The sequence below is a fragment of the Burkholderia cenocepacia genome (assembly GCF_900446215.1).
Lineage (GTDB): Bacteria > Pseudomonadota > Gammaproteobacteria > Burkholderiales > Burkholderiaceae > Burkholderia > Burkholderia cenocepacia.
Map to the genome: position 1 here is coordinate 31,376 of NZ_UAQZ01000003.1, position 17,229 is coordinate 48,604.

16 protein-coding genes are annotated in these 17,229 nt (G+C 69.3%); 5 read left to right on the plus strand and 11 right to left on the minus strand.

Annotated features, from left to right (window positions below; genetic code table 11):
- Position 1 precedes the first annotated feature (1 nt).
- Positions 2 to 1,339 carry a carotenoid oxygenase family protein gene (locus DTA15_RS10790; protein WP_006484504.1) on the plus strand — a complete coding sequence of 446 codons (1,338 nt, stop codon included), beginning with the start codon at positions 2 to 4 and terminating at the stop codon, positions 1,337 to 1,339.
- 13 nt (positions 1,340 to 1,352) lie between these two features.
- Here DTA15_RS10790 and DTA15_RS10795 read toward each other — a convergent pair whose 3' ends face one another.
- The 4 genes from DTA15_RS10795 to DTA15_RS10810 are packed head-to-tail and all read right to left on the minus strand — an operon-like array spanning position 1,353 to position 5,613.
- Positions 1,353 to 2,519 (minus strand): ABC transporter permease, encoded by a 1,167-nt coding sequence (locus DTA15_RS10795; protein WP_006484505.1) that lies wholly within the window; start codon positions 2,517 to 2,519, stop codon positions 1,353 to 1,355.
- 8 nt (positions 2,520 to 2,527) lie between these two features.
- A complete protein-coding gene (locus tag DTA15_RS10800) occupies positions 2,528 to 3,682 on the minus strand; it encodes an ABC transporter permease (RefSeq protein ID WP_006484503.1) in 1,155 nt (384 codons plus the stop codon).
- 21 nt (positions 3,683 to 3,703) lie between these two features.
- Positions 3,704 to 4,402, minus strand: a complete 699-nt coding sequence (locus DTA15_RS10805) for an ABC transporter ATP-binding protein (RefSeq protein WP_006484506.1) — start codon at positions 4,400 to 4,402, stop codon at positions 3,704 to 3,706.
- A gap of 5 nt (positions 4,403 to 4,407) precedes the next feature.
- Positions 4,408 to 5,613 carry an efflux RND transporter periplasmic adaptor subunit gene (locus DTA15_RS10810; RefSeq protein WP_006484502.1) on the minus strand — a complete coding sequence of 402 codons (1,206 nt, stop codon included), beginning with the start codon at positions 5,611 to 5,613 and terminating at the stop codon, positions 4,408 to 4,410.
- A gap of 358 nt (positions 5,614 to 5,971) precedes the next feature.
- On the opposite strand from DTA15_RS10810, the gene DTA15_RS10815 reads away from it, so the two are divergent.
- Complete coding sequence (locus tag DTA15_RS10815) at positions 5,972 to 6,205, plus strand: hypothetical protein (RefSeq protein ID WP_006494172.1); 234 nt, start codon at positions 5,972 to 5,974, stop codon at positions 6,203 to 6,205.
- Positions 6,206 to 6,285: 80 nt separating this feature from the next.
- Here the strand turns inward: DTA15_RS10815 and DTA15_RS10820 are convergent, their stop codons facing one another.
- Positions 6,286 to 7,056 carry a Mut7-C RNAse domain-containing protein gene (locus tag DTA15_RS10820; RefSeq protein ID WP_006494171.1) on the minus strand — a complete coding sequence of 257 codons (771 nt, stop codon included), beginning with the start codon at positions 7,054 to 7,056 and terminating at the stop codon, positions 6,286 to 6,288.
- Between DTA15_RS10820 and DTA15_RS10825 the strand changes: the two genes are divergently transcribed.
- Positions 6,946 to 8,022 carry an NAD(P)-dependent oxidoreductase gene (locus DTA15_RS10825; RefSeq protein WP_256097636.1) on the plus strand — a complete coding sequence of 359 codons (1,077 nt, stop codon included), beginning with the start codon at positions 6,946 to 6,948 and terminating at the stop codon, positions 8,020 to 8,022. The genes DTA15_RS10820 and DTA15_RS10825 overlap by 111 nt on opposite strands.
- Before the next feature lie 73 nt (positions 8,023 to 8,095).
- Positions 8,096 to 8,731, plus strand: a complete 636-nt coding sequence (locus DTA15_RS10830; RefSeq protein WP_006489505.1) for a LysE family translocator — start codon at positions 8,096 to 8,098, stop codon at positions 8,729 to 8,731.
- A 91-nt stretch (positions 8,732 to 8,822) separates the two neighbouring features.
- Here the strand turns inward: DTA15_RS10830 and DTA15_RS10835 are convergent, their stop codons facing one another.
- Positions 8,823 to 10,106: an MFS transporter gene (locus tag DTA15_RS10835; RefSeq protein WP_012492288.1), complete on the minus strand. Its 1,284-nt coding sequence runs from the start codon at positions 10,104 to 10,106 to the stop codon at positions 8,823 to 8,825.
- Positions 10,107 to 10,203: 97 nt separating this feature from the next.
- Between DTA15_RS10835 and DTA15_RS10840 the strand changes: the two genes are divergently transcribed.
- On the plus strand, positions 10,204 to 11,133 hold the full coding sequence (locus DTA15_RS10840; protein WP_006481594.1) for a LysR family transcriptional regulator: 930 nt from the start codon (positions 10,204 to 10,206) through the stop codon (positions 11,131 to 11,133).
- A gap of 184 nt (positions 11,134 to 11,317) precedes the next feature.
- Here DTA15_RS10840 and DTA15_RS10845 read toward each other — a convergent pair whose 3' ends face one another.
- From DTA15_RS10845 to DTA15_RS10865, 5 genes are all read right to left on the minus strand, one after another.
- Positions 11,318 to 12,151: an OmpW/AlkL family protein gene (locus DTA15_RS10845; protein ID WP_006491960.1), complete on the minus strand. Its 834-nt coding sequence runs from the start codon at positions 12,149 to 12,151 to the stop codon at positions 11,318 to 11,320.
- A gap of 18 nt (positions 12,152 to 12,169) precedes the next feature.
- Positions 12,170 to 13,411, minus strand: a complete 1,242-nt coding sequence (locus DTA15_RS10850) for a DUF2957 domain-containing protein (protein WP_006481600.1) — start codon at positions 13,409 to 13,411, stop codon at positions 12,170 to 12,172.
- A 148-nt stretch (positions 13,412 to 13,559) separates the two neighbouring features.
- Positions 13,560 to 14,990, minus strand: a complete 1,431-nt coding sequence (locus tag DTA15_RS10855) for a DUF2957 domain-containing protein (RefSeq protein ID WP_012492289.1) — start codon at positions 14,988 to 14,990, stop codon at positions 13,560 to 13,562.
- A 434-nt stretch (positions 14,991 to 15,424) separates the two neighbouring features.
- Positions 15,425 to 16,375, minus strand: coding sequence for an N-acetyl-gamma-glutamyl-phosphate reductase (gene argC, locus DTA15_RS10860; protein ID WP_006481596.1), 951 nt, complete (start codon positions 16,373 to 16,375; stop codon positions 15,425 to 15,427).
- A 191-nt stretch (positions 16,376 to 16,566) separates the two neighbouring features.
- Positions 16,567 to 17,139 carry a flavodoxin family protein gene (locus DTA15_RS10865; protein ID WP_006497426.1) on the minus strand — a complete coding sequence of 191 codons (573 nt, stop codon included), beginning with the start codon at positions 17,137 to 17,139 and terminating at the stop codon, positions 16,567 to 16,569.
- Positions 17,140 to 17,229: the final 90 nt, after the last annotated feature.

The following is a 17,229-nucleotide window of genomic DNA, read 5'->3' on the forward strand; positions in this document are numbered from 1 at the left end:
GATGACCGTATTCGACCTGAACCGCGGCGCGCTCGCGCCGGTCGCCGACGAAGTGGACGTCGTCGAGCTGCGCGTGACGGGCGCCATTCCGCGCGAACTCGACGGCACGTTGCTGCGCAACGGTCCGAACCCGCCGGGCGGCCGCTTCGACGGCAACGACATGCTGTCGTGGTGGCCGGAGGCCGCGATGCTGCATGCGATCGCGTTCGACGACGGCCGCGCGGCCGGCTACCGGAACCGCTGGGCGCGCACGCGGCGCTGGGCGGCCGTCCACGCGCCCGGGCAGGCGCCGCAGCTGCCCGACACCAATCCGAACGTGAACGTGCTGCAGCATGCGGGCGAACTGCTCGCGCTGGCCGAGGGCGGCGCGCCGCTCGCGATCACTGCCGCGCTCGATTCGTTCGGCGCGCCGACGCGGCACGCGGGCATCGACGGCGGGATGACCGCGCATCCGAAGGTCGACCCGGTGACCGGCGAGCTGATCCTGTTCCGTGCGGACTGGCGCGCACCCTGGCTGCGCTACGGCGTGATCGACGCGACGGGGGTGACGCGCGTCGACGTCGAGATCGAGCTGGGCGCGCCGGCGATGATGCACGACCTCGCGATCACCGAAACCCGCAGCCTGCTGCTCGACCTGAACGTCGGCTACGACTTCTCGCTGCTGCAGCACGGCCACCGGATGCCGCTGCGCTGGCACGACGACCGGCCCGCGCGCATCGGCGTGCTGCCGCGCCACGGCGGCGACGTGCGCTGGTTCGGCGTCGAGCCGTGCTTCATCCAGCACGTCGTGAACGCGTACGACTGCGACGCGTCGTGCCTCGTGCTCGACGCGGTGCGCTATCCATCGTTCCTGCGGCTCGACGCGCGCACGGGCCGCTTCGCCGACAACCCGGTCGGCGAGCTGTGGCGCTACGTGATCGATACCGCGAACGGGCTGATCGACGAAGGGCCGCTCGCCGACGGCGGCATCGAGCTGCCGCGCATCAACGAAAGCCGCACCGGGCGCGGCTACCGCTATCTGTACGCGGTCGAGCAGCCGAACAACGCGGAAATGCGCGGCGTGATGCGCTTCGACCACGCGCGCGGCACGACGACGCACTACGCGGTGCCGGCCGGCGACCAGAACGGCGAGCCGGTGTTCGTGCCGCGCCCGGGCGGCGCCGACGAGGACGACGGCTGGCTGCTGGTGATGGTCTACCGCGCGGCGACGGATACGAGCGACGTCGTGATCCTCGATGCGCGCGCGATCGACGCGGGGCCGGTCGCGACCGTGCACCTGCCGCGTCGCGTGCCGGCCGGGTTCCACGGCGCGTGGGTGCCGCGCGAACGTCGAGCGTGAGCGGCGGCGCGCGTCACTGCGCGCGCAGCGCGTCGACGATCTTCAAGCGCGCGGCGCGCATCGCCGGCAGGAACCCGCCGACGAGCCCCATCACGAGCGAGAACACGAGCGTCTTCACGACGATCGCGGGCGTCAGCACGAAGCGGAACGACAGATCCGAGAAGGTCTGGAAGTTGGTCGTCGAGAACGACGCGAACTGCATCAGCGACGCGCACGCGAGCCCCGCGACGCCGCCGACGAAGCCGAGCAGCAGCGCCTCCAGCAGGAACGCGGCGAGCACGCTGGTGCGCTTGAAGCCGAGCGCGCGCAGCGTGCCGATCTCGGCCACGCGGTTCGCGACCGACGCATACATCGTGATCATCGCGCCGATCATCGCGGCGATCGAGAAGATCGTCGACAGCGTGATGCCGAGGATGTTGATGAAGGTCGACAGCGCCTTCGACTGGTCGCCGTAGAAGGTCTGCTCGCGCTTCGCCTCGTCGGTCAGCCGCGGGTCGACGTCGATGTCGGCCTTGAAGCGCGCGAAGCCGTCCGCGCTCGGGATGCGCAGCACCATCGACGAATAGCTGGTGCGCCGGAACGACTGCATCAGCTGGTCGACGTCGCCCCAGATCTCCGAATCGAAGCCGCTGCCGCCCGCATCGAAGATGCCGACGATGGTCCAGTCGCGCTGCGCGAAATGCAGGCGGTCGCCGAGCTGCGTGCCGCTGAAGCCTTTCGCGATCGCGCTGCCGACGACGATCTCCGACGAGCCGGGCGCGAACGGGCGGCCGGCCACGAGCTTCACGTGCGGACGCAGCGCGAGGCCGGCCGGCGATACGCCGCGGATCACGACGTTCGACGGCTTGCCGGTCGACGTCTTCACGAGCGAGATCAGCACCACGGCTTCCTTCGACACGAGCGGCCGGCCGTCGGGGCCGAGCGCGACGGCCGGATGCATCTCGAGCGCGTTGGCCTGCTGATGGTCGATCGAACTCTGGATCTCGGTCTCGGCGCCCTTGCGGATCACCACCGCGTTGTCCGGTTCGCCGGTCGACACGAGCGTTTTCGTGAGCCCCGCATCGAGCATCTGCACCGTCGCGAACACGAAGATCACGAGCGCCATCCCGCCTGCGGTGAGCGCGGTGGTGAGGCGCCGGGTCCACAGGTTGCGCGCGATGTAGGTGAGCGGGATCGCCATGCGCGCCTCTAGCCGATTGCCCGCAGGCCTTCGACGACGCGCACGCGCGCGGCCTGCCACGCCGGCACGAGCGCGGCCGCGAGGCCGACCGCGACCGAGCACGCGGCCTGCAGCACGATCGTCTCGGTCGACACCTTGAACACCGGGAAGATGCCGCCGGCCGCCTGCTTGAACAGGCTCGCGGCGGGCGGCGTCGCGAGGATGCCGAGCCCGCCGCCGGCCACCGCGATCACGACCGATTCGCCGAACACGATCAACGCGAGGAACCCGGGGCCGAAGCCGAGCGCCTTCAGCGTCGCGTATTCGGCCGTGCGCTCGCGGGCGCTCATCGCCATCGCGTTGGCCATCACGGCCATGATGATCAGGATCACCACGTACGACACCAGGCGGATCGCCGCGATGATCTGGTTCGACATCGCGACGAAGCCGAGCTGAAACGCCTGCTCGGTCTCGGTCAACGTCTCGGCGAGCGAGTTCTTGAACACCGCGTCGACGTTGCGCGCGATCGACGCGCCGTCGTCGGGGTTCGCGACGCCGAGCACGAACACGCCGACCTGGTCGGCCTGCTTCGGCGTGCGCTTGCGCACCGTCTCGTTCAGGTAATCCCAGTGGAACACCAGCTGGCGCGTGATCGTCGAATCGTCGCGGCCGTCGAGAATGCCGCGCACGACGAAATCCCACGTGCCCGGATAGATCGTGCCCTTCAGCGGAATCACGTCGCCGACCTTGAAGCCGAACTGCGTCGCGAGCTGGCGGCCGACGAGGCAGCCGCGGCGGTCGCGGTCGTAGTCGGCGCGCTGCTGCGCCGGCAGGATGAATTCCGGGTACAGGTCGAGATAGTTCTCCGACACCGCGAAGCTCGCGAAGAAGTTCTTCGGGTCGCGATAGATGCCGCCGAACCAGTTCGAGCGGACCACGGCCGTCACGCCGTCGACGCCGCGAATGCGGTTCTCGTAGCTGACCGGCAGCGGAAACACCAGCGAGATCGCGTTGCGCGTGACGAGCCGCCCGCTGGACGCCGCCGCCGCGCCCGCGTACCACGCGTCGACGACGGTGTGCAGCAGCCCGAACGCGAGCACCGCGATCGTGAGCCCGAGCACGGTCAAGAGCGTGCGCAGCCGGTGCCGCAGCGCGTTGCGCGCGATCAGCTTCAGCACGTACATCGCGCGCGCTCCCGCCGCCGGTCAGCCGGCGTGCCCATCGATCAGCTCCCCTTTTTCCAGATGGACGAGCGAGCGCGCGGCGCCGGCCGCATGCGCGTCGTGCGTCACCATGATGATCGTCTTGCCGAGTTCGGCGTTCATCCGCTGCAGCATCGCGAGGACGTCGGTGGCCGACGCGCGGTCGAGGTCGCCGGTCGGCTCGTCGGCGACGATCAGCACCGGATCCGTGATCAGCGCGCGCGCGATCGCGACGCGCTGCTGTTGGCCGCCCGACAGCTCGGACGGGTAATGGCTCGTGCGGTCGCCGAGATTCACCATGTCGAGCACCAGCTCGACGCGTTCGCGCCGCTCGCGGCGCGACAGGTGCGTGAGCATCAGCGGCAGCTCGACGTTCTCGAACGCGGTGAGCACGGGCATCAGGTTGTAGAACTGGAAGATGAAGCCGACGTTCGCCGCGCGCCATTCGGCCAGTTGCGCCTCGGCGAGTTGCGAGATGTCGAGGCCGCCGACGCGCAGCTCGCCGCTGTCCGGCCGGTCGATGCCGGCCACGAGGTTCAGCAGCGTGCTCTTGCCGGAGCCCGACGGCCCCATCAGCGCGACGAAATCGCCTTCGCCGATGTCGAGCGTGATGTCGGTCAGCACCGGCACGATCTGGTTGCCGCGCCGGTACGACTTCGCGACGTGGCTGAGCTCGACGAGGGGCGGCGGGGCGTCGTTCACGCGCGCTACTTCTTCGCGACGGTCACTTTCGCGCCGTCCTTCAGCTTCGCGTCCGGCGCGAGCACGACCGTGTCGCCCGGTTTCACGCCGCGAACCGCGACCAGCTCGCCGATCCGCATGCCGCGCGTCACGGCCACCGCGTGCGCGCTGTCGTCCTTCACGACGAACACGGCCGGCCGGCCGTCGCGCTCGACCACCGCGCTCGCCTGCACGGCCGTCACCGGCTGCCGGTCCTGCGGCGTCGCGGGTTTCGACAGGAATGCGATCTTCGCGCTCATGTCGGGCAGCACGCGCTCGTCGCGGTCGACGAAGCGCACCTTCACGAGCACGGTGGCCTTCGAGCGGTCGACGGTCGGCACGATGCGCGACACGCGGCCCGCGAAGCGCATGTCCGGCAGCGCGTCGAGCTGGATCTCGCACGGCTGCTCGGCGCGGATTTTCGCGATGTTCGATTCGGCGACGTCGGCCTCGACCTCGAGCGTGTCCATGTCGGCGATCGTCACGACCGCGCCCTTGCTGTCCGACGCGGACGAGAACGGCGTGATGTTGTCGCCGACGTTCGCATGCTTCGCGAGCACGATGCCGTCGAACGGCGCGCGGATCACCGTCTGGTCGACCGCGACCTGCGCGGCCTGCGCGTTCGCTTCGGCCGACACGATCGCGGCCTGGTCGCTGGCGAGCGTCGCGCGCGCCTTGTTCACGCGGGCCGTGTCGGTGTCGAGCTGCGCGGCCGGCACCGCGCCCTTCGGCGCGAGCGCGGACGTGCGGCGCAATGCGATCTCGGCGTCCTTCAGTTCGGCCTGCGCGACGCCGAAGTTCGCGCGGGACACCTGCACCTGCGCGCGCGCCTGCGCAAGCGACGCTTGCACGTCGTTGCTTTCGAGCCGCGCGATGATCTCGTCCTTCTTCACGCGTGTGCCTTCGAGCACGCCGAGCCATTCGACGCGGCCCTGGCCCTTCGACGCGACCGCGGCCTTGCGCTGCGGCACGACGTAACCGGTCGCATTGAGTTGCGTGTCGTTCTGGTACGGGTAGGCGGACGTGACGGAGGTGGTGTCGACGGTCGGCCGGCCGGTGAGGGCGAGGCCGGCGACGATCGCGACGACGATCAGCGCGGCGGCGACCGCATAGCGCGCCCAGCGGCGCCGGCGCGGCACCGGGGCGATCGGACGCCGGTCGATTTTCAGTTTGTCCAGATTGTGGTCGGGCAATTTGAGCGCCTCGAGACGGCGGGGGTCGTGTGACCGGCCGCGATCCGGTTTCCGGGAAAGGGACGGATGGACGCCAGTATAAGCGTCGCTCCGGCGCCGCGCGAGCCGGTTTGCGGCGCCGTGCGGCGGCGGCCCGTCGGGCCGGCCGGCGCCGGCCGACGAGCGCCCCCCCGGGGAAACCCGAGGACGCAAGCAACGTGTCAACTTGCCGCGAAGGCGGTGCGTTATAGAACCAGTGCGTCAGGTTTTGTCGCGACGGCACGGCGCAAGCCGGCCATGCGGCCTGGGGCTCCGATGCGAATGCCTCGCATCTTTAATTACCGGTACGTTTGATTTTTTCTCCGCTAAAGGAAGAACAATGAAGAAGACGCTCGCTTCGATCATCGCCGCAGCATTCGCTCTCGCATCGGTTTCGGCATTCGCACAGGCGTCCGCGCCGGCAGCCGACACGTCGGCCGCCGCTCCGGCACCGGCCAAGAAGGATCACAGCAAGCCGAAGCACCAGCTGAAGCACCACGGTTCGAAGAAGGGCCAGGCGAAGGCTGCAGCCGCATCGGCCGCCGGCACGAACGACGCAGGCACGCAGAACTAAGCGGTTCTGCCGCCACGGCCGGCGTTGCCGGCCATCGGTCGGCCAGCCCCGCATGCTTCGGCATGCGGGGTTTTGTTTTTTCAGGCACCGGATTCACCCGGTTCGTCGGCCCGGACGGGCGGCGGCGCGCGCATCGCGTCGACCACCGCGCGCATGCGCCGCCAGTGCGAGCCTTCCCAGAACACGCGCCGGCACACGTCGCACGCGGCGAAGCGCCGGTGCCGCAGCCGGACGCCGGCCGGCACGCGCGGCGCGGCGGCGGCTGCATCGAGCGGATGCAGCGGCGCGTTGCAGCGCAGGCACAGCCGGAACGGTCGCATGTGCGGCGCGAGATCGAGCCGCTCGAACAGCTCGTGCAACTGGTCGGCCGGCCGCTGCGCATGCAGGTAGCAGCCGCGCACGACCGCACGCCGCTTGAGCAGCTCGCGGTCGCGCGTCAGCACGATCCGGTTCTCCCGCTCGGCGAGCGCCGCGAGTTCGTCGTCGCGGTAGTGGTTGTCGTAGCAGGTGTCGAACCCGGCGAGGCGCAGCAGTTGCGCGAGGCCGCCGAGATGCGCGTCGGCGACGAAGCGCCATGCCGCCGGTGGCGGCCCCGTTGCACCGTTGGCCGCCGGCCCGGCGCGTTCGGGCAGGACTTCGACACGGTCGCCGTCGTCGAGCGGCCGGTCGAGTGCGGCCGGCGCGTCGTTCACGTACAGCCGGCCGATTTCGGTGTGCGGGACGCCGAGCGCCTCGATCGCATGCTTGACCGTCGCGTCGCGGGCGCATGCGTGCGCGAACGCCCGGTCGCGCTGCGGGCGCGCGAGAAAGGCGTTCAGTTCGCCGTGAAAGCGGAAGGTCGCGGTCGCCATCCGTGCAGTATCGCACCGCGCCCGGCCGGCGGCAGGCGCTGCAGACCGCCGGCATCTGTGTTTAACTCGCGGCTTCACGGAGCGAAGGAGCAGGACATGGATCTCGGGTTTATCGGGCTGGGCGAAATGGGGCAGGCGATCGCGACGAACCTGCTGAAGGCGGGTCACACGGTGCGGGTCTGGAACCGGTCGCGCGAGCGGGCCGAGCCGCTCGCGGCATTCGGCGCGCAGATCGTCGACACGCCGGCCGACGCGTTTCGCGGCGACGCCGTGTTCTCGATGCTCGGCGACGATGCGGCCGCGCGCGCGGTGTTCGACGATGCGCTGCTGGCCCAGGCGCCCCGTGGGCTGATCCACGTGAACATGGCGACCGTGTCGGTCGCGCTCGCCGAATCGCTCGCGCACGCGCATGCGTCGCGCGGCATCGACTATGTCGCCGCGCCGGTGATGGGCCGGCCCGACGTCGCGGCCGCCGCGCGCCTGACCATCATGGCCGGCGGCCCGGCCGAGGCGATCGACCGCGTGCAGCCGCTGTTCGACGCGATCGGCCAGAAGACCTGGCGCTTCGGCTCGCTGCCGCAGCACGCGAACGTCGCGAAGATCGCCGCGAACTTCACGCTCGCGTCGGCGATCGAGACGCTCGGCGAGGCGTCCGCGCTGCTCGGCGCGCACGGCGTCGCGATGCGCGATTTCCTCGACGTGATCACCAGCAGCGTGTTTCCGGGGCCTGTCTACGAAGGCTACGGCGCGATGATCGCCGAGCGGCGCTACGAGCCCGCGCGCTTCAAGGCGCGGCTCGGGCTGAAGGATGTCCGCCTCGCGCTGGAGGCGGGCGACGCGACGTCGGTGCCGCTGCCGGTGGCGAGCGTCGTGCGCGACAGCCTGCTCGACGCGCTCGCGCACGGCGGCGGCGACCAGGACTTCGCGGTGCTCGGCGAGGCCGCGCTGCGCCGCGCTGGCCGCTGACCCGCGACAGAAGCGCGACCCGCACGGCATAATCGGCGGTTCGTTTCCCCCTACATTTGAGGCAGAGGCAGTCATGAACTTGCATACGTGGTGGCTTTTCGTGGCGACGGTGTTCGTCGTGTCGGCGATTCCGGGCCCGAACATGCTGCTCGTGATGACGCACGGCGCGCGGCACGGGCTGCGGCGCTCGTCCGCGACGATGGCCGGCTGCCTGAGCGCGCTGGTGCTGATGCTCGCGGTATCCGCGGCGGGCCTCGGCGCGGTGCTCGAGGCATGGCCGGCGATGTTCAATGGGTTGCGCTTCGCGGGCGCGGCCTACCTGATCTATCTCGGCGTGAAGGCATGGCGCGCCCGCGTGGACGACACGCCGGCGGCCGACGTCGATGCCGTGTCGCACGGGGCGTCGGCGTCGCGCGCGGTGCTGTTCCGCAATGGCTTCCTGGTCGCGGGCAGCAACCCGAAGGCGATCCTGTTCGCGGCCGCGCTGCTGCCGCAGTTCATCAACGCGGCCGAGCCGACGCTGCCGCAGTTCGGCATCCTCGTCGTCACGTTCGCGGTGATCGAGGTGAGCTGGTATCTCGTCTACGCGTCGTTCGGCACGCGCATCGGCGCCACGTTGAAGAGCCAGAGCGTCGCCAAGGTGTTCAACCGGCTGACGGGCGGGCTGTTCGTCGGCTTCGGCGCGATGATGGCGCTGGTCCGTCACTGATTCCCGGCCGGCTCCGGCGTACCGAACGCCCCGTCCCTTGCAAGAGGGCGGGGCGTTCGGCTTTTGGAAGCCGCTTCACCGCGTTGCCTGCTCACCCACGCGGCCGATCCAGCGCCGCCGCGCCGGCCCCGCGTCCAGCCACCAGCCCGAACACGGCCGTCGCGCCCGCGAACGCGAACCCGACACCGCATACCGCGCTCCAGCCGCCCCATGCCCATGCACTGCCCGCGAGCGCCGCACCCAGCGCGCCGCCGCAGAAGAACAGCCCGACGAATAGCCCGTTCAGGCGTCCGCGCGCGGCCGGGTTCAGCAGGTTGATCTCGCGGCGGCCGATCGTCTGGTCGACGATGACGCCCGCATCGAGCAGCGCCGCGCCGCCGGCCAGCAGCGCGAGCGCGACGCCGCGATGCGCATGCGCATCGAAGCCGAACCAGCCGGCGCCGGCGACGCCGAGCACGACGAGCGCCGCGAGCATCGTGCCGTGCGCGAGCCGCTGCGCGGCCGGGCCGTGGCCGCGGTCGCCCGCGCGGCCGGCGAGCGGCGTGACGATCGCGCCGCTCGCGCCGGCGAACGCGAACAGCGCAATGCCGTGCAGGTCGAGCGCGAACGGCGGCTGCGCGAGCCGCAGCCCGACGGCGGTCCAGAATGCGCTGAACGCGGCCATCGCGAGCGCGGCCGACAGCGCATGCCGGCGCAGCACCGGCTCGTCGGCGAGCAGGCGCCCCATCGACGCGAGCAACGCGCGGTAGCCGGCCGTGATCGACGGCGTGCGCGCCGGCAGGCGCAGCGCGAGCACGACGGCGATCGCCGCGTTCGCGAGCGCGGCCAGCAGATAAAACGCGCGCCAGCCGGCCGACCCGGCGATCAGGCTCGCGAGCGGCCGCGACAGCAGGATCCCGAGCATCAGCCCGCTCATCACGTTGCCGACCGCGCGGCCGCGCTGGGCTTCGGGCGCCATCGACGCGGCCATCGGCACCAGCATCTGGATCACGCTCGACGCGGCGCCGGCCACGAGCGTCGCGAGCAGGAACACGGTGCCCGACTGCGTGAACGCGGGCAGCGCGAGCGCCGCCGCGCAGACGGCGAGCGTCGCGACGATCAGCCGGCGGTTCTCGAACAGGTCGACCAGCGGCACGAGCAACGCGAGTCCGGCCGCGTAGCCGAGTTGCGGCAGCATCGCGACGAGGCCGGCGAGACCGGGCGGCAGGTGCAGGTCCGCGCTGATCGGGCCGGTCAGCGGTTGCGCGGCGAACAGGTCCATCACGATCACGCCGACCGTCGCGGCGAAGAACAGCGTCATGCCGGTGCTCAGCGCGGGCGGCGCGGCGACGGACGGGGAAACGGGGGCAGTGCAACGGTGGGCAGGGCAGTTCATCGGAAGCCTGGGAGGAAGATCGAAGGAACTCCCATCGTAGGGGGCCGATGTTTATGCGACAATTGAAATATGTCTAACATGATTATGCGAGTTTGTTTTGAATACGCGTGATCTCCAGGCGTTCGTCGCGGTCGTCGACAGCGGGTCGATGGTCGCCGCGGCCGCGAAGCTCCACCTGACGCAGCCGGGCCTGACGCGGCGCGTGCAGAACCTCGAAACGCTGCTCGGCGTGCCGCTGCTCGAACGGCAGAGCAAGCCGCTGAAGCCGACTGCGGCCGGGCGCGACGTCTACGCGCTCGCGCGCAACGTGCTCGGCGCGGTCGACGAGCTGATGGCGGCGGGCGCGCCGGACAGCGAGCCGTCGGGCGAGCTGCGCATCGGCGTGCCGCCGTTCCTGTCCGAGCTCGCGCTGGAGCGGCCGATCGACCGGCTGCGCGATGCATTTCCGCGTCTCACGCTGCGCGTGACGGCCGGCTGGTCGCCTGCGCTGGTGCAGGGCATCGAGCGCGGCGCGCTCGACGTCGCCACCGTGATGGTGCCGGCGAGTGCGACGCTGCCCGACGCGCTGACCGCGACGCTGCTCGCCACGCAGCCGACGGTGCTCGTCGCCGCGCGCGATTTCCCGCTGCCGGACGGCCCGCTGTCGCTCGACACGCTGTCGGGTTTTCCGTGGGTGCTGAGCCAGGACGGCTGCGGAATGCGCTCGGCGCTGAGCCGCGCGCTCGGCGCGGCCGGGCTGCCGTTCGACGTCGCGGTCGAGGCCTTCGGCTCGGAGCTGCAGTTGTCGCTCGTCGCGCGCGGCGCCGGCATCGGCATCGCGCCGCCGAACGCGCTGGCGCGCAGTGCGCATCGCGATGCGCTGCGGATCGTGGAAACGGCGGGGCTGGAAACGCGAATCAACGTGTGGATCGTGCACGGCGCGTTACCGGGCCGGCTGATGCGGCCGGTCGCGCTGCTGCGCGACGCGCTGGGCGAGGTGCTCGAGCGGGAGAACGGAACGGGGTCAGGTGCCGTTACGGCGGACTAGAGGCCGCATTCGAGGGAAAATCCTTATTTTCTCTACGGAAATGTTGCATTGCGGAAACCGATTCGATATGATTGGAACTGTCTCCTCCATGTCTCCTCTGATATGGATTCAGCCCGCCACTTAGGCGGGCTTTTTTTTGCGTGCGATTTTGTCGCGGCGCTTCCGTTGCCGGCTGTCGCCGCGCTCAGAACTTGTACGTCATCCCGACGTAGCTGATGATCGGGTCCGCCTTCAGGTCCGATTTCGACTCGGCGAGTACCGAGCCGTCGGCCGCCTTGATCGTCACCGTCGACGTCGTCTTCAGCGGGATGTAGGTGACCGACGCCACCAGCCCGAAGTGTTCCGTCATGTTGTACTGCAGGCCCGCGTTGAACACCGGCTGCCAGGACGACGACGCCTTCGCTTCCACCGAGGTCGTGCCCGGTTTGCCCGCGCCCGCCGCGAGAATCGCGCCGAGGTTGTCCTGCGTCTGCTTGATGAAGTTCGTGTTGAGCTGCAGGTCGCTGAACCAGTTGTACGACACGCCGAGGCCGAGGAACGGCCGGAACTTCGCGGTGGCCTGCCCGAAGTAGTACTGCAGGATCACCGCGGGGCTCCACTGCCGCACGCTCTTCACGATCGGGTTGACCGAGCCCAGCCCGATGTTCTGCGTGCCGAGCGCGCCGGCCGGGCCGGGCGGCTTGATCGTGCCCTGGCCCGACACCTTGAACACCGGCGGCACGCCGGCCACCGACGTGACCGCGATGTGGTCGGTCAGGAAGTGGCTGACCGTCAGGCCGACGGTGTCCGCGCCGCTCGTGTGCAGCCCGGTGCCCGGCGACGTGAACGACGGCGGCAGCCGCAGCGGCGTGTTGATCGGCGTCGGCGCGACGTTGGTCGTCATCGGCGTGCTGCTCTGCTGCGGCATGATGTGGAACCAGCCCAGCGTGACGACGTTGCTGCCGGCGCTCTGCGCGTGCGCCGCGAGCGGCGCCACGGCGGCGGCGCCGGCCGCCGCGCAGAGAAGGGTTTTCTTCATCACGGCTTTTCCCTCCGCTTACTGGACGAATGCGCCGATCGTGAAATACGGCGTCGATCCCGCGTTGTCGAGGAAACCGAACACGCCACCCGTGAAGATGAACTTGCCGGTCGGCGACGTGCTGCCCGAACCCGTGTGGATCGTCGTGACCGTGCCCGGCACCTTCTGCGTGTAGTCGAGATCGAGCGCGGTCGCGAGCGACGCCTGCGACGGCTGGAACGGATCGAGCAGCGTGGCCTGCTTGTCGATCAGCGCGGTGGTCCGGTAGTCGAACTGGCTGTCGACGCCGATGTACTCGCCGTTCTGCGAACCGGCCGCCACCGCCGTCTGCGGCGCGAGGATCGAGATGCTCGATTCGTCGTCGGCGGTCAGGCCCGGCACGCCGTTGCTGTCCGGTGTCGGGTTCGGGTTCGCGACACCCGTGCGCACGAGGATCGGCACGAGCTGGTTGCGCAGCTTGCCGACGATCATGAAGCCCTTGCCTTGCGGCGTGGCCGACAGCGTCGGCTTCAGCTGGCTCCGGTAGTTGTTCGACTGGAACGCGCCGCTGCCGTCGGCCGACTGCACGAAGTTCGTGCCTTGCTGCACGCACGCGCCGCCCGCGAACTGGCCCGTCGTGTCGCACTTGGTCCACGTGCCGTCCGCGTTGATCGTCACCTTCGCGTCGATCGACGCCGGCGCGAATTTCTGCGACGGCACTTCGCCGAAGCCGATGTGGCTGTACGTGCCCGCGACCTTCGTGATGTCGGTTTCGATCGACGAGAAGCCGATGAACGGGTAGTACGGGAATTTCGTGTCGGGCACCGCCGCCTGGCCGAGCACGCCGTCGAACTGGATCTCCTTGCCGGGAATCGTGCCGCCCGCGACGCCGAAGCCGACGAAGATGCGCGCCGGACGCGACGCGTCGAGGCTCGCGCCGTTCAGGCGGAACGCGCACTGGTTCAGCTTGTTGGTCGGCAGCAGCGTTTCCTGCGTGAGCGTGCCGCTGTCGACGGTGCCCGCGCGGGTCGGCACGACGGTGCCGGTCTTTTGCGGTACCGGCGATTCGACATAGGTGACCTGCCAGGTCATCTTGGTCGTGTCGAGCTGCACCTTTGCGAGTTCGCCGCTGCCCGCGCCGCCCGTGAACACGGTGTTGTAGTCGAGCGTGGCCGGGCAAAGCCGGTCTTCGACGAGCGGGGGCGGATTGTCGCTGCCGCCGCCGCAAGCCGAAAGAAGGGGGGCGGCAAGGGCCGCCGCCAGAATGAGGTTGCGCTTCATGTTGCTCCTCCAGATTTGTCTTTGTGCGGCGGCCAGCTCCCTGTCGGCCGCTTCTGTTGGTCGTGCTCGTCCTGCTTGCGCCGTGCCGAGCGCCTTCGTGCCTTCCCTGCAATGCGCGGCGGCAGGCCGGCCGCCGCGTCCTCGATCGCTACTTGCTGATCTGCGCGCCCACGCCGAAGTACGGGGTCGACGACGTCGTCGAATTCGCCGACGTCGGCGTGACGCCGCCGTTCACCGTGCCCTGGATCAGCGCCGCATACAGGCCGCCCGTCGCGATCACCACGCCCGATGCGGACGGGTAGCTCGCGCCGCTCGGCGGGGTAGTCTTCGCGTTCAGCAGGCCCGGCGTCGCCTGGCCGTAGTCGAGCGTGAAGCCGTCTTCCTCGGCCTGCGTGGACGGGTTGATGAACGACGCGTTGCTGCCGCGGATCAGCGCAGCCGTGTACTTGAAGTTCGAGTCCGCGCCCGCGTAGCCGCCGTCGATCGCGCCCGACGTGATCGCCGTCGCCGCGCCGAGCACCGCGATGCCCGATTCGTCGTCGACCTTTGCGTCGGTGTGCAACGGCGGCGTGCCGAGGTTCACGTAGCCGGTGCGCACGATTACCGGCACCGTCGCGCCGTTGAGCTGGCCGATCACCATGTGCGCGGTGGCCGACTTGCCGGTCGCGCCGATCAGGGGCAGCTTCGTTTGCGGCAGGATCTGCGGTGCCTGGGTGCTGTCGAAGTAGCCGCCGTTCGCGCTCGTCTTCCATGGATCGCCGGTGGTCTGGCAGCCGCCCGAACCGCTCGACGTGCACGCGCCGTTCGCATCGAACGTCTCGCTGGAGTTGACGCCCTTCGTTGCATAGTTGCCCGACGGCACGAGGTGATAGAGCAGCGCGTTGTACGTGCCCGGCAGCTTCGTGAGGTCGGTCGTCGTGTTCGCGAAGCCGAGGAACGGGTAGAAGTCGAAGTGGCGATTGGGCACCTGGCCGACGTTCTGGAATACGGGGAGGCCGATCACGCTGATCGTCAGCCCGTCGTACTGAACCGTCGCGCCGGGAATGCCACCGCCCGCCACGCCCATGCCGACCAGCAGCATCGGCGGGTTCGCCTGGTTGAAGTCGGCGGCCGTCGAATAGGTCGAACCGTCCGGCGCGGTGCCGGTGCCCGGCGTGAGGACGAACGCGCAGCGCGTCTGCTCGGCGGTCGGCAGCGTGCCGGTCGGCGGATGGACGACCTTGCCGGTGATCGTCGTGCCGGCGCGGCTCGGCGTGACGGTGCCCGTCTTCAGCGGAATCGGCGATTCGAGCCACTTGAGCGTGTACGTCATCGCGACCGCGTCGATGTTGACGCTGACGATCTCGCCGCTGCCCGCGCCGCCGAGATACGTGCTCTTCACGATATCCGCGTTGGCCGGGCACAGTGCGCCGTTGATCGGCTGCGAAGGCGGCGGCCCTTGCGTGCCGCAGCTCGAGCCGGAACATTGGGGCGCATCGATCGGCGCGAGCGCGCCGCCAGAGTCCCCCCCACCACATGCAACCAGGAAAGGGGCAATGGCAAAGGCCGTTGCCACCCCCTTCGATAAGGCGTGCGACATGCCGCTGTCTCCAATCGTTTAATTGTGCGAGCTAATGTCGCTGCCTGGATTTTTGCTGTCAATTGATGAACCCGTCTAAAAAAGGCGATTGAAACGGGATCGGCAATTTGAATCCTTGCCCGATAAGGCGGTTGGTAAGAATTAAAACGCGCGGCGGGCCGTCGAAAGCTGCCGGAGTGGGGGCTGCGCGACGCCTGGCACGCTCGCGCCGCGCCTTCCTGCGTATAACGGCAGCGTTTAAATCGACGGTATCCGGTTTATCCCTATTCGGGATTGACTGGATAAAGAACGGACTGGATTAATTCACTGGTAATCGCGCAATGGAAAGCTTGTAAATATTTGTAAATGCGCGATCCGGTGTTTTTATATATTGCCTGATACGGGTAAATAAAAAGCCGGCCAGTGGCCGGCTTTGCATGGCATGCGATGCTGAATCAGCGTTTGAGACCGGCGTCCTCGGCCGCGCCGATGTTGAGGTTCATGCACTGGATCGCGGCGCCCGACGCGCCCTTGCCGAGGTTGTCGAGGCGCGCGACCGTGACGAAGCGCTCCGCGTTGCCGAACACGAACAGGTCGACGCGGTTCGTGTCGTTGTTCGCCTGCACGTCGAAGAAGCCGCTGTCGAGGTTCGCATCCGCGTCGAACGGTGCGACGCGCACGAACGCTTCGTCCGCGTAGTACTCGGCGAACACGCGCTGCACGTCCTGCGGCGTCGCGCGCTTCGCGAGCTGCCCGGGCGTGAAGTAGGTCGTCACCGCGAGGCCTTTCAGGAACGGGCCGACGATCGGCGTGAAGATCGGTGCGTTCGCGAGGCCGGTGTGCGCGGCCATTTCGGGCAGGTGCTTGTGCGCGAGGCCGAGCGCATACGGGCGCGGGCTCGCGAGCTTGCCGCCCGGCGCGGCGCTTTCGTACTCGGCGATCATCGACTTGCCGCCGCCGCTGTAGCCGGTGATCGAGTAGCTGTGCGCGGCGAACGTCGGCGCGACGATGCCCGCATCGACGAGCGGCCGCATCGCGAGCACGAACGCCGATGCGTGGCAGCCGGGCACCGCGATGCGCTTCGACGTACGAATCTTCTCGCGCTGCGCGCGGGTCAGCTCGGGCAGGCCGTAGGCCCAGTCGGCATGGGTGCGGAACGCGGTGCTCGCGTCGATCAGCGTGGTGTTCGGGTTCTCGACGAGCGACGCGGATTCGCGCGACGCGACGTCCGGCAGGCACAGGAACGTGACGTCGGACGCGTTGATCAGGCGACGGCGCTCGTCGACGTCCTTGCGCTTCGCTTCATCGATGCGCAGGATCTCGATGTCGCTGCGTGCCGACAGGTATTCGAAGATCTTGAGGCCGGTCGTGCCTTCCTGGCCGTCGACAAAAACTTTGGTGCTCATTTCGCTCTCACTGAATGAAACGGGAGCCGCGGCGCCCTGAAACCGCCATTTTAAGACGTCATCCGGCGGGCCTGTACCGCACGGGGCGAAAAAAAGACGGCCCGCGGGCCGTCTTGTGTCCCTTTGGTGCACCCCCACGCTGCGCGGCCACGCCAGCGGCCGGTGCGAGCGGGCGGGTGCCCCGGGCGCGCTCAGCGGCCGCCGGCCACCCAGCGCGCCGTCGCTTCGGCGACGCGCCGGCCGAACGCCTTCGCGGTATCGAGGTCGCCGGGCAGCGGGCCCTCGTCGGGCGTCGCGTCCGCCGGCGACTGCGCGAGCAGGCCCGTGAAGCCGCCGACGTAGTTGATGTCGTTGCGCGTGGCCGCCTTCGAGTTGGCCGGCATCATGCCCGTGCCGACCCACACCATCCCATGTTGCATCGCCAGCGTGACGAAATACTGAATCGTCGAGAACTTGTCGCCGTTCATCGTCGCGGAGTTCGTGAAGCCCGCGGCGATCTTGTCCTTCCATTTCTGCGTAAACCACGGTTTCGAGGTCGCGTCGGCGAATTGCTTGAACTGCGCGGACGGGCCGCCCATGTAGGTCGGCGCGCCGAAGACGATCGCGTCCGCCGCGTCGAGCGCGGCCCAGCCCGCGTCGTCGAGCTCGCCGACGGCGAGGAGGCGTGCGGCGGCGCCGGCATCCTGCGCACCGGCGTGCACGGCCTCGGCCAGTTTCTGCGTGTGACCGTAGCCGCTGTGATAGACGATGACGATGTTCGACATGAAGCGTTCTCCGGAAAGGGACGGGAACGGCGGCCCGCAGGCTCGCCGCGACACGCGCCGCAGTTGGGCGGCGCGACGGATGCGCGGCGG

Coding starts and splice junctions, on each gene's coding strand:
- DTA15_RS10790 (WP_006484504.1), top strand. CDS start 2: ATGACCGTATTCGACCTGAACCGCGGCGCGCTCGCGCCGGTCGCCGAC.
- DTA15_RS10795 (WP_006484505.1), bottom strand. CDS start 2,519: ATGGCGATCCCGCTCACCTACATCGCGCGCAACCTGTGGACCCGGCGC.
- DTA15_RS10800 (WP_006484503.1), bottom strand. CDS start 3,682: ATGTACGTGCTGAAGCTGATCGCGCGCAACGCGCTGCGGCACCGGCTG.
- DTA15_RS10815 (WP_006494172.1), top strand. CDS start 5,972: ATGAAGAAGACGCTCGCTTCGATCATCGCCGCAGCATTCGCTCTCGCA.
- DTA15_RS10825 (WP_256097636.1), top strand. CDS start 6,946: ATGCTTGACCGTCGCGTCGCGGGCGCATGCGTGCGCGAACGCCCGGTC.
- DTA15_RS10820 (WP_006494171.1), bottom strand. CDS start 7,056: ATGGCGACCGCGACCTTCCGCTTTCACGGCGAACTGAACGCCTTTCTC.
- DTA15_RS10830 (WP_006489505.1), top strand. CDS start 8,096: ATGAACTTGCATACGTGGTGGCTTTTCGTGGCGACGGTGTTCGTCGTG.
- DTA15_RS10835 (WP_012492288.1), bottom strand. CDS start 10,106: ATGAACTGCCCTGCCCACCGTTGCACTGCCCCCGTTTCCCCGTCCGTC.
- DTA15_RS10845 (WP_006491960.1), bottom strand. CDS start 12,151: ATGAAGAAAACCCTTCTCTGCGCGGCGGCCGGCGCCGCCGCCGTGGCG.
- DTA15_RS10850 (WP_006481600.1), bottom strand. CDS start 13,411: ATGAAGCGCAACCTCATTCTGGCGGCGGCCCTTGCCGCCCCCCTTCTT.
- DTA15_RS10855 (WP_012492289.1), bottom strand. CDS start 14,990: ATGTCGCACGCCTTATCGAAGGGGGTGGCAACGGCCTTTGCCATTGCC.
- argC (WP_006481596.1), bottom strand. CDS start 16,375: ATGAGCACCAAAGTTTTTGTCGACGGCCAGGAAGGCACGACCGGCCTC.
- DTA15_RS10865 (WP_006497426.1), bottom strand. CDS start 17,139: ATGTCGAACATCGTCATCGTCTATCACAGCGGCTACGGTCACACGCAG.